The sequence below is a fragment of the Sphingomonas humi genome, assembly GCF_039536725.1.
In the GTDB taxonomy this organism is placed as follows: Bacteria; Pseudomonadota; Alphaproteobacteria; order Sphingomonadales; family Sphingomonadaceae; genus Sphingomicrobium; species Sphingomicrobium humi.
Window position 1 is genome coordinate 322,636 of the sequence record NZ_BAAAZD010000001.1, and the last position, 13,843, is coordinate 336,478.

General features: G+C 67.4%; 14 protein-coding genes. 11 read left to right on the forward strand and 3 right to left on the reverse strand.

What is annotated here, in order from left to right:
- Nucleotides 1-53: 53 nt before the first annotated feature.
- The 7 genes from ABD729_RS01510 to ABD729_RS01540 are packed head-to-tail and all read left to right on the forward strand — an operon-like array spanning nt 54 to nt 5,419.
- Nucleotides 54-680 (forward strand): flavodoxin family protein, encoded by a 627-nt coding sequence (locus tag ABD729_RS01510; protein WP_344708391.1) that lies wholly within the window; start codon nt 54-56, stop codon nt 678-680.
- Nucleotides 677-1,945 (forward strand): ergothioneine biosynthesis protein EgtB, encoded by a 1,269-nt coding sequence (egtB, locus tag ABD729_RS01515; RefSeq protein WP_344708392.1) that lies wholly within the window; start codon nt 677-679, stop codon nt 1,943-1,945. Before ABD729_RS01510 ends, egtB begins: the two co-directional genes overlap by 4 nt.
- The gene (gene egtD, locus ABD729_RS01520; protein ID WP_344708393.1) at nt 1,929-2,888 is read left to right on the forward strand and encodes an L-histidine N(alpha)-methyltransferase; all 960 of its coding nucleotides are present in this window, start codon (nt 1,929-1,931) and stop codon (nt 2,886-2,888) included. Before egtB ends, egtD begins: the two co-directional genes overlap by 17 nt.
- A 42-nt stretch (nt 2,889-2,930) precedes the next feature.
- The gene (locus tag ABD729_RS01525; protein ID WP_344708394.1) at nt 2,931-3,239 is read left to right on the forward strand and encodes a YggT family protein; all 309 of its coding nucleotides are present in this window, start codon (nt 2,931-2,933) and stop codon (nt 3,237-3,239) included.
- 4 nt (nt 3,240-3,243) lie between these two features.
- A complete protein-coding gene (folD, locus tag ABD729_RS01530; RefSeq protein ID WP_344708395.1) occupies nt 3,244-4,137 on the forward strand; it encodes a bifunctional methylenetetrahydrofolate dehydrogenase/methenyltetrahydrofolate cyclohydrolase FolD in 894 nt (297 codons plus the stop codon).
- Nucleotides 4,134-4,790 carry a hypothetical protein gene (locus tag ABD729_RS01535; RefSeq protein ID WP_344708396.1) on the forward strand — a complete coding sequence of 219 codons (657 nt, stop codon included), beginning with the start codon at nt 4,134-4,136 and terminating at the stop codon, nt 4,788-4,790. The genes folD and ABD729_RS01535 overlap by 4 nt, the downstream gene beginning before the upstream one ends.
- Nucleotides 4,787-5,419 carry a MarC family protein gene (locus ABD729_RS01540; protein WP_344708397.1) on the forward strand — a complete coding sequence of 211 codons (633 nt, stop codon included), beginning with the start codon at nt 4,787-4,789 and terminating at the stop codon, nt 5,417-5,419. The genes ABD729_RS01535 and ABD729_RS01540 overlap by 4 nt, the downstream gene beginning before the upstream one ends.
- A 4-nt stretch (nt 5,420-5,423) precedes the next feature.
- On the opposite strand, the gene ABD729_RS01545 is transcribed toward ABD729_RS01540, so the two are convergent.
- Nucleotides 5,424-7,211: an AcrB/AcrD/AcrF family protein gene (locus ABD729_RS01545; protein ID WP_344708398.1), complete on the reverse strand. Its 1,788-nt coding sequence runs from the start codon at nt 7,209-7,211 to the stop codon at nt 5,424-5,426.
- Between the two features lie 68 nt (nt 7,212-7,279).
- On the opposite strand from ABD729_RS01545, the gene ABD729_RS01550 reads away from it, so the two are divergent.
- Both ABD729_RS01550 and ABD729_RS01555 read left to right on the forward strand, forming a co-directional pair.
- The gene (locus ABD729_RS01550; protein ID WP_344708399.1) at nt 7,280-7,693 is read left to right on the forward strand and encodes a GtrA family protein; all 414 of its coding nucleotides are present in this window, start codon (nt 7,280-7,282) and stop codon (nt 7,691-7,693) included.
- A complete protein-coding gene (locus ABD729_RS01555) occupies nt 7,693-8,424 on the forward strand; it encodes a class I SAM-dependent methyltransferase (RefSeq protein ID WP_344708400.1) in 732 nt (243 codons plus the stop codon). The genes ABD729_RS01550 and ABD729_RS01555 overlap by 1 nt, the downstream gene beginning before the upstream one ends.
- On the opposite strand, the gene ABD729_RS01560 is transcribed toward ABD729_RS01555, so the two are convergent.
- Nucleotides 8,346-9,377, reverse strand: coding sequence for a glycosyltransferase family 2 protein (locus ABD729_RS01560; protein WP_344708401.1), 1,032 nt, complete (start codon nt 9,375-9,377; stop codon nt 8,346-8,348). The genes ABD729_RS01555 and ABD729_RS01560 overlap by 79 nt on opposite strands.
- Nucleotides 9,374-10,948 (reverse strand): hypothetical protein, encoded by a 1,575-nt coding sequence (locus ABD729_RS01565; protein ID WP_344708402.1) that lies wholly within the window; start codon nt 10,946-10,948, stop codon nt 9,374-9,376. Before ABD729_RS01565 ends, ABD729_RS01560 begins: the two co-directional genes overlap by 4 nt.
- Before the next feature lie 101 nt (nt 10,949-11,049).
- Between ABD729_RS01565 and ABD729_RS01570 the strand changes: the two genes are divergently transcribed.
- A complete protein-coding gene (locus ABD729_RS01570) occupies nt 11,050-11,661 on the forward strand; it encodes an EF-hand domain-containing protein (protein WP_344708403.1) in 612 nt (203 codons plus the stop codon).
- A 128-nt stretch (nt 11,662-11,789) separates the two neighbouring features.
- Nucleotides 11,790-13,841 (forward strand): S46 family peptidase, encoded by a 2,052-nt coding sequence (locus tag ABD729_RS01575; protein WP_344708404.1) that lies wholly within the window; start codon nt 11,790-11,792, stop codon nt 13,839-13,841.
- The last annotated feature ends 2 nt before the right edge of the window (nt 13,842-13,843 follow it).

A 13,843-nucleotide genomic window follows, 5' to 3' on the forward strand; every position in this document is an offset into this window, starting at 1 on the left:
ATGAGTGCGTCGACCGTTACGTTCCTGACATATGTTAATGGCAGGAGCAGCGGATGGCGCTGAAGGCGATTGGACTGAATGCGACCCTGAAGGGCAGCAAGGGCGGCGAGAGTTCGTCAACCGACAAGATGGTCGGCCTCGTCCGCGACGCGCTGGGCAAGCATGAGGTCGAATGGGTCGGCACCATCCGCCTTGCCGATCACGACATCAAGCCGGGGGTTAGCTCCGACGAAGGCAATGGCGATGCCTGGCCCGAGCTTCGCAAGCAGATCCTCGATGCCGATATCCTGGTGTTCGGAACGCCGATCTGGATGGGCCAGCTGCCGAGCGTCGCCAAGCGCGTGCTGGAGCGGATGGATGCCTTCCTCTCCGAAACCGACGACAAGGGCCGCATGCCGAGCACCGGCAAGGTCGTCGCGGTCGCCATCGTCGGCAACGAGGACGGTGCGCACAAGGTCTCGGCCGATCTCTTCCAGGGGCTAGGCGACACCGGCTGGACCGTCCCCCCCGGCGGCCCGGCCTATTGGGTCGGCGAGGCGATGGGCAAGGTCGACTTCAAGGATCTGCCGAAGGTCCCCGACAAGGTCACCCAGACGGTGGAGATGCTGGCGTCGAACGCGCACCATCTTGCCAGCCTGCTGGCCGACAAGCCGTTTCCTGGAGTAGAACCCGAAGCGTGAACAGCCACGCGATCCTTGCTCCGGAGTCGCTCGCGCCGCGGCTGCGTGCCACCCGCGCCCTGACCCTCGCGCTGGCCGGGCCGCTCAGCGATGCGGATGCGACGGTCCAGCCGATGCCCGACGCCTCGCCGGCCAAATGGCACCTTGCCCACACCAGCTGGTTCTTCGAAACCTTCATCCTTCGCGACCATCTGCCTGGGTATCGCTCGTTCGACGAACGCTGGGGGTTCCTCTTCAACAGCTATTACGAGGGCGAGGGGAAACGCATCGCGCGCGACCGCCGCGGCATGCTGTCGCGGCCGACGCTCGACGAGGTGCGGGCCTACCGCAGGCACGTCGACGAGGCGCTGGAGACGGTTCTTCCGAAGCTTGGCGAAGACGCGCTGACGCTGATCGACCTCGGCATCGCGCACGAACAGCAGCATCAAGAGCTGTTCCTGACCGACATCCTGGCCACCTTCGCAGCAAGCCCGGTCGAGCCGGCCTATATTCCATTGCCAGCCGACGGCCGGGCAATTCACGGGTCGGCGGATGGATTGCTTCGCTGCGCTCGCAATGACGGGGCGGGCTGGAGGCAGGGCCGCGCGGGGCAGGCCGAGATCGGCACCTCAGACGGCGGGTTTGCGTTCGACTGTGAGCGGCCCCGGCACACGGTGTGGCTGCAGCCACATGCGATTGCCGAGACGTTGGTCACCAACGCCGACTGGGACGCGTTCATCGCCGCCGGCGGCTACCGCGATCCGCGTCACTGGCTGAGCGAAGGCTGGGCGTGGGTCCAGCGCGAAGGGATCAGCGCGCCGCTCTACTGGGGCGAGGATGGCAGCGCCTTCACCCTTGCGGGGCGGATCGAGCGCGACCCGGCAGCGCCCGTCGCCCATGTCAGCCATTATGAGGCAGACGCCTTCGCCCGCTGGGCCGGCGCGCGCCTCCCGACCGAGGCCGAATGGGAAGTCGCCGCCGGCGGCGAGGACCCCTGGGGCGGTAACCAGCTCGACCGCGCCGAGGCGGTCATGCCCCGCGCGGGCGGCGGCTGGTTCGGCGACGTCTGGTGCTGGACCGGTTCCGCCTTCCTGCCCCACCCGGGCTTCCGCCAGCCCGAAGGCAGCGTCGGCGAATATAATGGCAAGTTCATGAGCGGGCAGATGGTTTTGAAAGGCGCCAGCTGCGCCACCCCCCGAGGCTCGTCGCGGGCCTCGGTCCGCAACTTCTTTCCACCCGAAGCCCGTTGGCAGTTCACCGGAGTACGTCTTGCTCGCGATTGCTGAAAAGGTCGATCCGGCCTTTGCCCATGATGTCCTGTCCGGCCTTGCACAGGATCCACCCGCCGTCCCTGCCCGCTGGTTCTACGACGAGGCCGGATCGCGGCTGTTCGACGACATCACGCGGCTGCCCGAATATTATCCCACCCGGACCGAGCTCAGCATCCTCGGCCGGGCCATTCCCGAAATCGCCGAGGCGGTCGGGGAAGGCCGCGCAGTGGTCGATTATGGCGCAGGATCGCAGACCAAGACCCCGGTAGTGCTCGAAGGCATCCGGCCGGCGCTCTACGCACCGGTCGACATCAGCGGCACCCACCTTCGCGACAGTGCCGCGACGCTTTCGAAGCGATTCCCTGACCTTCCGATCCTTCCGATCGAAGCCGACTTCACCAAGCCGTTCCCGCTTCCCGCCGAAATCGGCGAGCATCCCCGGCTCGGTTTCTTTCCCGGTTCCACCATCGGCAATCTGGTCCCCATGAGCGCGGTCGACCTGCTCCGCTCCTTCCGCCAGACGCTTGGCAGCGGCGCACTGCTGCTGATCGGGATGGACCGGGTGAAGGCGCCCGAACGGCTGGTTACCGCCTATGACGATGCGGCGGGCGTTACCGCGGCCTTCAACCTCAACCTCCTGCATCGCATCAACCGCGAGCTCGAGGGCGACGTGCCGGTGGAGGATTTCGCCCACGAAGCGCGCTGGAACGCGGCGCAATCGCGGATCGAAATGCACCTCGTCGCGCAGCGCGACGTCACCTTCACCGTCCGCGGCCAGCCCTTCAGCTTCGCAAAGGGCAGTAGCATCCACACCGAGAACAGCCACAAATATACCGCGGAAAGCGCCCGCGTCCTGCTGCTTGCCGGAGGGTGGACCCCGCTTCGCGAATGGACCGACCCCGAGAACGACTTCGCGCTCCTCCTCGCCCGCGCCGATCCCGAACGCACCGCACCCTGAGCCCGTGTTGCCGCAGCAATACGGGGCGGCTAGAGGGACGCCATGATCCTGCGCACAATCCTTGAGATCGCCGCCATCCTGCTCAACGTGCTGTGGTGGCTGATCATCATCCAGGTGATCTTCAGCTGGCTTGTCGCCTTCAATGTGCTGAACACGTCCAGCGAAGGGGTGCGCCGGTTCCTCGTCGGGCTCGATCGCTTTCTCGAGCCGCTCTACCGTCCGTTCCGCAAGATCCTTCCCGACTTCGGCGGCCTCGACCTGTCGCCGGTGGTCGTGCTGCTGCTGATCGGCATCCTGATCAATCCGGTGATCACCAACGCGCTCGCGTCGCTTCCCCCGCCGGGGATGTGAGGCCGTGACAGCGCGAAGGATCGACGGAAAGGCCGCCGCGGCCGAGCTGCGGGCGCGGGTCGGAGGGCTTGCAGCCTTCTTCCGCGCGTCGACCGGCCGTCCCGCGGCCCTCGCCACCGTGCTGGTTGGGGAAGATCCGGCGAGCGAGGTCTACATCCGTTCAAAGCGCAGCGGCTGCAGCGAAGCCGGGATGGAAAGCCTCCATCATGCGCTTCCTGCCGAGACCAGCGAAGCCGATCTTCTCGCGCTCGTCGCCAGCCTCAATGCCGATCCGGCGGTCGATGGCATCCTCGTCCAGCTCCCGCTGCCGCCGCACATGGATGCCGCGCGGGTGATCGCCGCGATCGATCCGGACAAGGACGTCGATGGCTTCCATGTCGTGAACGCCGGGCGGCTGGCGGTGGGCGATCCGGCCGCGCTGGTGCCCTGCACCCCGCTTGGCTGCCTCCACCTGCTGAAAGCCGAGCTTGGCGACCTGTCGGGCAAGCACGCTGTCGTGATCGGCCGGTCCAATATCGTCGGCAAGCCGATGGCGATGCTGCTGCTGGCCGAAAGCTGCACGGTGACCATTGCCCACAGCCGCACCCATGACCTGCCTGCCCTGGCCCGCGAGGCCGACATCCTCGTCGCCGCGGTCGGCCGCCCCGAAATGGTGCGCGGCGACTGGGTGAAGCCCGGCGCGACCGTCATCGATGTCGGGATCAACCGCGTGGCCGGCACCGAGCCGGGCAAGACCCGGCTGGTCGGCGATGTCGCCTTTGCCGAAGCCGCCGAAGTCGCCGCCGCCATTACGCCGGTGCCGGGCGGTGTCGGGCCGATGACCATCGCCATGCTGCTTCGCAATACACTGGTCGCCGCCCACCGCCGGGCAGGCATGGCCGCACCGGAGGGACTATGATCCTCGCATCGTTACTGCTCGCCACGACCGCGCCGGCGAGCGCCATCGACGCCGAACGCGCCTTTGCCGCCGACGCGCAGAAAATCGGCCAGTGGACAGCCTTCCGCAAATGGGCCGACCCGACCGCGGTCATGTTCGATCCGCAGGCGGTGTGGGCGCTCGAGTTCCTCAAGGACCGCAAGGATCCGCCGCGTTCGGTCGAATGGTGGCCGGCGAAGAGCTTCGTCTCGTGCGACGGGCGCACTGCTGTGAATACCGGGCCGTGGCGGATCGAAGCAGCCAAGGCCGACGGCTATTTCACGACCTTGTGGATGAAGCAGCCGAGCGGCGAATGGCGCTGGACGGTGGATGGCGGCGATAGCGTCGCAACACCGCTCGCAAAGCCGGCGAAGCCGGTTGTTCGCGCGGCGGCCTGCGGCAATCGGGCACTTCGGGCGCGGCAGATCGCGCGCATCTACGCCAACCCGATCAATCGCACCGCCCCTCCGGGCGACAGCGGCTATCAGCGCTCCGCCGATGGCACGTTGCTCTACAACTGGACGGTCGCATCCGACGGCATGCGCCGGACCCGGGTGCAGCTCTGGACCGGACGCGGCTTCGCAACGGTGCTGGATCAGAAGGTCGCCGCTCCGCGTCCGCGCCAGGCGACATGATCGAGCTTTTCACCTCTGCGTTTCTTACCCTGGCCGTGATCATCGATCCGCCGGGCTGCGCGCCGATCTTCGCGGGGCTGACCAAGGGTACTGCCGACAAGCATCGCCGCGCCATGGCGTTGCGCTCGGCGGCGGTCGCCTGGTGCATCCTGCTGTTCTTCGCGCTGCTCGGCGAGCCGTTGCTGCGGACGCTCGGGATCAGCCTGTCGGCGTTTCGCCTGGCGGGCGGGATCATGCTGTTCATGATCGCGCTCGACATGGTCTTCGAAAAGCGCACCGAACGCCGCGAGGAGCGCGCGCGCGAGATCGAGGGAACGCCGGAAGCTGACGACATTTCCGTCTTTCCGATGGCCATCCCGATGATCGCCGGGCCGGGCTCGATCGCGTCGATCATGCTGCTGTCCGGCCGCGCCGACGGGACGATGGAGCAGCTCGTGGTGCTGGGCGCCATGACGGCGGTCATCCTGCTGACGCTGCTCGCGCTGCTGACCGCAGGACCGCTGATGCGGCTCATCGGGGCGAAGCTCGAGGCGATGATCACGCGCATTCTCGGCGTGATCCTCGCCGCGCTTGCGGTGCAGTTCGTGCTCGACGGGCTGGAGCGCAGCCTGCCCGGCCTCGCGGGCTAGGCGCCTACTTCACCACCCGCCACATCTTGAGTGGGCTGTCCTTGCCGAGGTCGATCGGCTGCAGCCACGGGAAGGTCGCCCCCCGCTCGAGCTGCGCATAGAAGCCCTTCGGCGTTTGCGCGCGATAGATGGTCGCCTGGTTCATGTGCGGGCAGACCAGCAGGTAATCGGAGCGATGCTTGAGGATCAGCATCCGCGCCTGCTCGGGCGAGCCGCGGAAGGCGTTCATGCTGTCGGCGATCGCCTGACCGTTGCGATGATAGGGCCCGCCAAGCGCGCTATGCTTGGTCACCGCGATCAGCCGCGGGCCAAGGTCGATGAAGGTGAACACCATGCCCTTGGGCTGCTGCGCCACGGGCCGCATCGCCCATAGCGTCGGGCACAGGCGATTGGCGCGGTTGTTGAGCCGCTGGCTTTCGGTCTGCTTGCCCCCGCCCTTGTCGGGGTAGAGCGCGAGCGCGAGCGGGGCTGCGCCGCCGCTGGCGACCAGCACCAGGGCGGTCGATCCGAGCACCACGACCAGGCTGTTCTTGGCATTCCACAGCCTTGGCAGAAGCGTCGCCGTCAGCGCCGAACAGCCGATCGCGCCGAGCAGCTGGCTCGCGGGGCCGGCCCGGACCTGCCAGAACAGCAAGGCAAAGGCGGCGGCGGTGATGACCGCCGGACCGAGGATCCGGCGCAGGCGTTCGGGATCGCGGCGATGGAGGAACGTCAGCCAGATCCAGCCGAGCAGTCCCGCCGCGGGCAGGGAAGCGATGGTGACGCCGGTCCGCCAGCTGTGCTGGGTGATTGGCTTCGCCTCGCGCACGTTGCTCAGCCACAGGCGGTCGACTTCGGGCGAGACCCCCTCGAGGCGCGACAAGCAGTGCGGCCACGCCAGGGCGTGAAAACCGGCGACGACCAGCCCCGCGACGGCGGCCAGCGCGAGGCGCGTGGTCCAGCGTGCCGGGCTGCGCCACGCCAGCAGCGCCAGCAGCGCTCCGCCCAGCAGCGCGTCGGACAGCCACACCGGCGACAGCGCGTCGCACACCGGGGCGCGATTGTCGTAGCTGGCGAACAGCAGGAAGCCGACGGCGCAGCCCCCGGAGATGCTTGCGGCATAGCTCAGCAGGCGGTCACGCTCGCGCGCGTCCGACACCCACATCAGCACCTGCGCAGCCCCTGCAAGCGCAAGATAGATGAGCATTTCGAGCCCGATCGACAGGCTGAAGGCGCTGGCCAGCCCGACCGTCAGCCCACCGCGTCGGCGGTCGGGATCGGCAAGCCCGGCAATGACGAGGCTGAGCGAGGCGAGCTGCCATCCGTGGTGGTCGATCCTGGTCGGCATGAACATGCCATTGGTCGCACCGGCAAAGTAGAGCGCGACAAAGGCCGCGACGAAGGCCGCCGGGCTGATCAGCCGCCGCGCGGTCAGGGCGATGCCGAAGAGCAGGACGACATAAGGCAGCATCGGCGCCACCGCGACCGCCATCCGCTCGGCATCGGCGCCGGTGGTGAACAGGCGGCCGAGCAGGATCAGGGCTGCGATCGGCAGGTCGACGATCCTGCTCCAGTGGATGTTCGCGCCGCCGAAGGCCGGGTCGAATCGATATTGCCTGAGGTCGTACCAGCCCTGCCCGTTCAGCAGCGCCCGGACCTGCGCCATTCGCAGATTGTCGTCGGTATCACCGAGCGCGAAGCCAAGGATGTTGCCCCAACGCTGCCAGGTGAACAGCGCGCAGGCGCCGAGCCACACCAGCACCACCACCAGGCGCCAATGCCGCTCCATCCACCCCAGCAAACGCTCCGGCACGTCCGACCACTCCCCGCCCACAGGCAATCTGTTGCCGCTCTAGGCACTTGACCCTAGAGGGCAAGGCCATGGTCCAGGCAAGCCTCCCGCAAACCTCGTCTCGCCGCGAGCTCATCGGACAACTCGTGCGCTTCGGGCTGGTCGGGCTCGGCTCGACCCTGCTCTATGCCGCGGTCTACTGGCCGCTTGCGACCTACGTCATGTGGCCGGTGCTGGCCGTGGTGATCGCCTTCGCCGTCGCGGTGATCGCCGGCTTCTTTCTGCACAGCCGGTGGAGCTTCAAGGGGCACGACCGCAGCGAGGACGGGAAGACCAAATTCCAGTTTCTCGCCGTCCAGACCGCGGGCATGCTGCTCAACGCAGGCTTCACCTGGATCGCCATCGACAAGCTGCACGGCCCGACCTGGTGGCCGCTGGTCCCCGCGGTCCTCGTCACGCCCTTCCTCACCTTTGCGCTCAATCGCTGGTGGGTGTTCGGCTGATGGAACGTCAGGTCTACGACCGGATGGCCGAGCACGACCAGGAGCACTGGTGGTACCGCGGCCGCCGCAAGGTCCTCGAGGCGTTGATCAAACGCATCGTCCGGCCGGCGCCGGGCAGCCGCATCCTCGAGATCGGCTGCGGGACCGGGCACAATTTCAGCATGCTTCAGCAGTTCGGGACGCTGGATGCCATCGAGGTCGATCCGGGCGTCCGCACGCTGGCGGAAAAGCGGCTCGGCCGGCCGGTCATGGCGGCGCCGCTCCCCGACCTCATCGGTGTGCCCGACGCCAGCTACGACCTCATCGGCTCCTTCGATGTCATCGAGCATGTCGAGGACGATGGCGCGGCGCTCGCCGGCATTGCCCGCTGCCTCAAGCCCGGCGGCAAGTTCATCAAGACGGTGCCGGCGCATGAGTGGATGTGGTCGGCGCACGATGAGGTGAACCATCATCACCGCCGCTACTCGAAAAAGGCTTTGAAGAAGCTGTTCGAAGCCTCGCCCCTGAAGCTGGAGCGGATGGGCTATCTCAACAGCTTCCTGTTCCCGGCCGCGGTTGCGGCGCGGGCCGCGGGCAAGGTCCGCGGCAAGGACGACAGCGACGACGCGATGCCGCCGACCCTACTCAACGAAGTGCTGCAGACGATCTTCGCTCAGGAAGCGCGGTTGATCGGCAGGGTGCCGCTGCCGCCCGGCCTGTCGCTGTGGGCGGTGGCTTCTTCGGGTACCTGACCGAGGCCGCGCCGCGGGGCACGGGCTTCACCGGCAATATCCTGCACGATGTAGAGCGGGCGGTTCTTCGCCTGGCTGTAGAGGCGGCCGATATATTCGCCCATCATCGCCAGCACGAACATCTGCACCGCGCCGAGCACCACCACCACCAGCATCAGCGAGGTCCAGCCCTGGATGTTGCGCCCGGTGAGGAAGGCGAAGGCGATGTAGACGATGATCAGGACTGAGCTGAGGCTCAGGACCAGTCCGACATGGCTGGCGAGCTTGAGCGGGGCCGAGCTGAACCCGGTCAGCGCGTCGAGCGCAAAGCGGATCATCTTCGACAGCGGATATTTGCTTTCACCCGCCGCCCGCTCGGCACGGTCGTAGAGGAAGGGCAGCTGCTTGAACCCGATCCAGGCGACCATTCCGCGGACGAAGCGAGCCTGTTCGGGCATCGACAGCAGCACGTCCAGCGCGCGTCGGCTCATCAGCCGGAAGTCGCCGGCATCGAGCGGAATCTCGATTTCCGTGGCGGAGCTGAGCAGCCGGTAAAAGGCGTGGGCGGTGGCGCGCTTGAAGTGCGTCTCCCCCGCACGGCTGCGGCGAACGCCATAGACCACGTCCGCACCTTCGCGCTCCATCACCTCGAGCATCGGGGCGAGAAGTTCTGGCGGGTCCTGCAGGTCGGCGTCGACGATCAGGATCCGGTGGCCCCGCGCGAGGTCCAGGCCGGCGGTCAGCGCCAACTGGTGGCCGTGGTTGCGCGACAGGTTGACGCAGGTGAGGTGCGGGTCGCGCGCGCTCAATTCCTGCATGATCGGCCAGGTCCGGTCGCGCGATCCGTCGTTGACGAGGATGATCTCGTAATCATCGCCGAACGACGTGCGCGCCGCGCCGCTCAACCGCTCGTGCAAGAGCGCGACGCACTCCTCTTCGTTGAAGCACGGGACGACGATGGAGAGCGCGGTCATTGCCCCGGCTTAGCGGGTCCCGGGTGGATCCGGTAGAGGGCCGAGCCGTCGGGCAGGCCCCACACCTTTTCCATGCCGGCCAGCAGCCGCGGATCGAACGGCGGCGGGTTGACCAGCCACAGGTAATCAAACGCGTCGCGCGGGAAATGGCTGAGGTTCCAGCTGATCGGCCGCGCGAACCGCACGCGGCACCGGTCGTCGGCGACGAGATTGGAAGGATCATGCCGCCACCAGCCCGCCTTGGTGTTGGTGACGGTCAGGAGCTTGGCCCCAGGAACGCTCCAGTGGTCGTTGGAAAAGCCTTCCTTGCGCACCACCACCATGCCGCCGATGTGCGCATTGCGCCAAAGCTGCCAGCTTCCCCCGCGGGTGCACTGGAGGCCGACCAGGCTGACGACCCTGGCGCCCATGGGCATATGGTCGAGCGCGGTCAGCTGCCGGCTGTATTCGTCGCTGGCGAGGGCGAGGCTCCAGGTCACGCTAATCGTCCGCGCGAGCATGAAGGCGAGCGACAGGCTGGCGAGGATCCAGCCCATCACCAGCGGCGTCTCGCGCCGGAAGCGGATCGCCAGCATCGCGAAGGCGATGACGAACGGCATCAGGCGCATGTCGGCATAGGCCGACCCGAAGATGATCCGCGGCAGCAGGGCAAAGGCGGCGGCGAGCACCAGCGCCGTGAAGGTCAGCATGCGCGACAGGGTCAGCCGGGGATGGACGATCGCGAACAGGAACACGACGACGCACAGGAAGAAGCTGATCCGGTCCCATTCCTTCCACCGGTCGCGAAGGACGGAGGTGACGGAGAACCACTTGTTCTTCCAGTTGAAGTAATCGGCCGTGACCCCGCCGCCGCCCTCGCGCCACAGCAGCATCAGCAGCAGCGGCAGGGCAAGCGACAGGCTCTGCCCCCCGGCGCGCAGGATCGAGCGCCACCAGCTGCGCCCGTCGTCATGCGCCCGCACCACTTCCGATGAAAAGGCGAGCAGGCCAAGGAAGCCCCAGCCAAAGGCGTGGCAGAGCCAGACGATGATGCTGATCGGCACGAACAGCGCCGCGCGCAAGGTGTAGCGGTGGAGCCGGCCGAGGCGCAGCCATAAGCCGAACGCCAGCATCGCCAGCGCGACGCTCAGCGAATAATTGACGAAGCCGAACAGGAAGTGGTGGCCGTAGACGAAGGGCAGCGCGAACATCACCGTCGGCGGCAGACGGTGGTGCACTTCGCGCGCGATCCACAGCATTCCCGCGGTCGTCATCATCGGGATGGAGATGATGACCAGCTTCACCGCCGCTTCCAGCCCGACGAGCTTGGCGAGCGCGAAGACGGCAAGGTCGACGCCAAGGTTGCCCATCAGCGACCATTGGAAGCTGTACACCGCGGCAAGGCTCGGCACGTCGCCGTCGAGCATCACCCGGTAGCGGCCCATGTGGCCGAGAAGATCGACCAGCGGCGGGATCGGCGGGTAGAGCAAGGGCACCGCGGAAAGCAGGACCATGACCACGACGAAGGCCCGCGTTTCCCACCACGGGCGCGGCGTTCCGGGCGGACTGGGCGGTGCGGCGGGCTCGATCATGTGCGGGCGTTGCCCCTTGCAGCTTGCGCAGCGCCTGTCACCCCCGGTTCATTCTTTCAAGGATACATGCCATTCAACAGAACAGGGCGAACGGAGGCTTTATGAAGAAGATTTTGCTCAGCGCAGGCCTGCTCCTTGCCGCGACTGCGGCCACTGCACAGGTTGCCCCTTATGCGCCGACCGCACCGCGCGACGGCGTCACCACCCGCGCCGAGGCGGTCGAGCGGGCGCGGACCATGTTCTCGCGAGTCGATGCCAACCGCGACGGCTTCATCACCATGGACGAAGCCCGCGCGATGCGCGGCCAGATGATGCAGCGCGGCGGCGGCGGCGAGCGCATGGGCATGGGCCAGAACCGCGGTGCCGACCGCGGCATGATGTTCGATCGGCTCGACGCCAATCGCGACAATGTGATCAGCCGCGACGAATGGGCCAGGGCCGAGGCGATGCGCGGTGAGCGCCGCGCCGAGGGCCCGCGTGGCGGAATGCGCGGCGACCGGATGGCGATGCGCGGCCGGATGGGCGGCGGCATGCTTCGCCAGGCCGATACCAACAACGACCAGCGGGTGTCGCTTGCCGAGGCGCAGGCCGCCGCGGTGCAGCGCTTCGACCGCGTCGACACCAACCGCGACGGCCGGATCACGCAGGATGAACGCCAGAAGGCCCGCCAGCAGCGGATGATGGCGCGGCCGGCCGTCCAGCCGACGCGCTGAGGCATCGGCCAACCACCTTTGGTGAGCTTGAGAGGGCTCGGCGGACCACGCCGGGCCCTCTTTCGCTTTCTGGAAAGCGCGCTACTCCTTCGCACCGCGAAGTTTCACCCAACCGAGGACCATCCTTCATGCGTCTCAAGTCCGCCCTTTTCGTCAGCGCCGCCATCGCCTTTACCCTTCCCACCGCCGCCATGGCGGACGAGGGGATGTGGACCTTCGATGCCTTTCCCGCCGCGCGGATGAAGCAGGCCTATGGCTGGGCGCCCGACCAGGCCTGGCTCGACAAGACCCGGGCCGCCGCCGTCCGCCTGACGGGTGGCTGCTCGGCAAGCTTCGTGTCCGACGCCGGGCTGATCCTCACCAACCACCATTGCGTCGCCACCTGCGTCGAGGAGAACTCGACCGGGGACAACAACATCCTGGTCAAGGGTTTCACCGCCCGCGCGACGAGCGAGGAGAAGAAGTGCGCCGGCCAGCAGGCCGAGGTTGTCACCGCGATCCGCGACGTCACCCCGACGGTGAAGGCGGCGATCGGTTCGGCCACCGGCGCCGACGCCGTCCGCGCACGCAACGCCGCGGTGGCCAAGCTCGAATCGGACAATTGCACCGACAAGGCGACCACCCGCTGCCAGGTCGTCAGCCTGTTCGGCGGCGGCCAGTACAAGCTCTATACCTATCGCAAGTATAGCGACGTCCGCCTGGTCTGGGCGCCTGAAGCGCAGGCCGCGCAGTTCGGCGGCGATCCCGACAACTTCAACTTCCCGCGCTATTCGCTCGATGCCAGCTTCCTGCGCGCCTACGAGAACGGCAAGCCGGTCGCGACCCCGCAGCACCTGTCCTGGAACCCACGCGCGCCGGAGGATGGCGAGGCGACATTCGTCGTCGGCAATCCCGGCACGACCCAGCGATTGTTCACGATGGACCAGTTCGCGTTCCAGCGTGAAGTCGCGCTGCCGATCACGCTGACGACCCTGTCCGAACTGCGCGGCCGACTGATCACCGCCATGGCCGAAAGCCCCGAAAAGGAGCGCGAGGGCAAGGAGACGCTGTTCGGGATCGAGAACAGCCTCAAGGTCTACATTGGCCAGGTGAAGGCCCTGAACGACCCGGCGTTCACCGGCAAGCTGGCGGCGGCCGAGGCTGACCTCAAGCAGCGCAGCGCAAACAAGGCCGGGATCGGCGATCCGTGGAGCGACATCGCCAAGTCGGTCCAGGCCAATCGCAACATCTATGTCGAGCGCAACTTCGCGACGCCGCGCAACGACCTGTTCGGCTATGCGCTGGCGCTGGTCCGCGCCGCCGAGGAACGCGGCAAGCCGAACGCCGAGCGCCTTCCGGGCTTCGGCGATGCCGCCCTGCCGCTCCTTGAAAAGAGCATCACCGATGCGCGCCCGATCACGCCGTGGCTGGAAGAGCTGCGGATGGAATGGTCGCTCAGCAAGGCACGCGAATATCTCGGCGCCGACCACCCGCAGACCAAGCTCCTGCTCGGCAAGGAATCGCCCGAAGGGCTGGCGGCGCGACTGGTGTCGGGCACCAAGCTTGCCGATCCGGCAGTGCGCCAGGCGCTGTGGAACGGCGGCGCGGCAGCGATCGCGGCTTCGACCGATCCGATGATCGTCTATGCCCGCAGCCTCGATGCCAATGCCCGCGCCTTGCAGAAGCGCTATGACGCAGAGGTCGACGCACCGCTGACTGCGGCCCGCGCGCGCCTCGCCGATGCGCGCTTCGCGGCCTATGGTGACAGCAACTACCCCGACGCCACGTTCACGCTGCGCATCAGCTACGGCAAGGTGCAGGGCTGGAACGAGCGCGGCACGCCGGTGCCGACCCGCACCTTCCTCGGCGGCACCTTCGACCGCGCGACCGGTGCCGAACCGTTCGACCTTCCCCCGGCCTTCGCCGCCAACCAGGCGAAGATCAACAAGAACGCGGTCTACGACTTCGTCACCACCAACGACATCATCGGCGGCAATTCCGGTTCGCCGGTGATCGACAAGGCAGGGACGGTGATCGGCGCCGCGTTCGACGGCAACATCCACAGCCTCGGCGGGACCTACGGCTACGACGGCACGCTCAACCGCACAGTCGTGGTTTCGACCCAGGCGGTGCAGGAAGCGCTGGAGAAGATCTACCCGGCGCCGAACCTCGTCGCCGAGCTTCGCGGCAAGCGCCGCTAAGC

Excerpts from the sequence above, each read along its gene's own strand:
- ABD729_RS01575 (WP_344708404.1), top strand. The coding sequence starts at position 11,790 with ATGCGTCTCAAGTCCGCCCTTTTCGTCAGCGCCGCCATCGCCTTTACC.
- ABD729_RS01560 (WP_344708401.1), bottom strand. The coding sequence starts at position 9,377 with ATGACCGCGCTCTCCATCGTCGTCCCGTGCTTCAACGAAGAGGAGTGC.
- ABD729_RS01565 (WP_344708402.1), bottom strand. The coding sequence starts at position 10,948 with ATGATCGAGCCCGCCGCACCGCCCAGTCCGCCCGGAACGCCGCGCCCG.
- ABD729_RS01540 (WP_344708397.1), top strand. The coding sequence starts at position 4,787 with ATGATCGAGCTTTTCACCTCTGCGTTTCTTACCCTGGCCGTGATCATC.
- ABD729_RS01525 (WP_344708394.1), top strand. The coding sequence starts at position 2,931 with ATGATCCTGCGCACAATCCTTGAGATCGCCGCCATCCTGCTCAACGTG.
- ABD729_RS01535 (WP_344708396.1), top strand. The coding sequence starts at position 4,134 with ATGATCCTCGCATCGTTACTGCTCGCCACGACCGCGCCGGCGAGCGCC.
- ABD729_RS01550 (WP_344708399.1), top strand. The coding sequence starts at position 7,280 with ATGGTCCAGGCAAGCCTCCCGCAAACCTCGTCTCGCCGCGAGCTCATC.
- ABD729_RS01510 (WP_344708391.1), top strand. The coding sequence starts at position 54 with ATGGCGCTGAAGGCGATTGGACTGAATGCGACCCTGAAGGGCAGCAAG.
- ABD729_RS01555 (WP_344708400.1), top strand. The coding sequence starts at position 7,693 with ATGGAACGTCAGGTCTACGACCGGATGGCCGAGCACGACCAGGAGCAC.
- ABD729_RS01570 (WP_344708403.1), top strand. The coding sequence starts at position 11,050 with ATGAAGAAGATTTTGCTCAGCGCAGGCCTGCTCCTTGCCGCGACTGCG.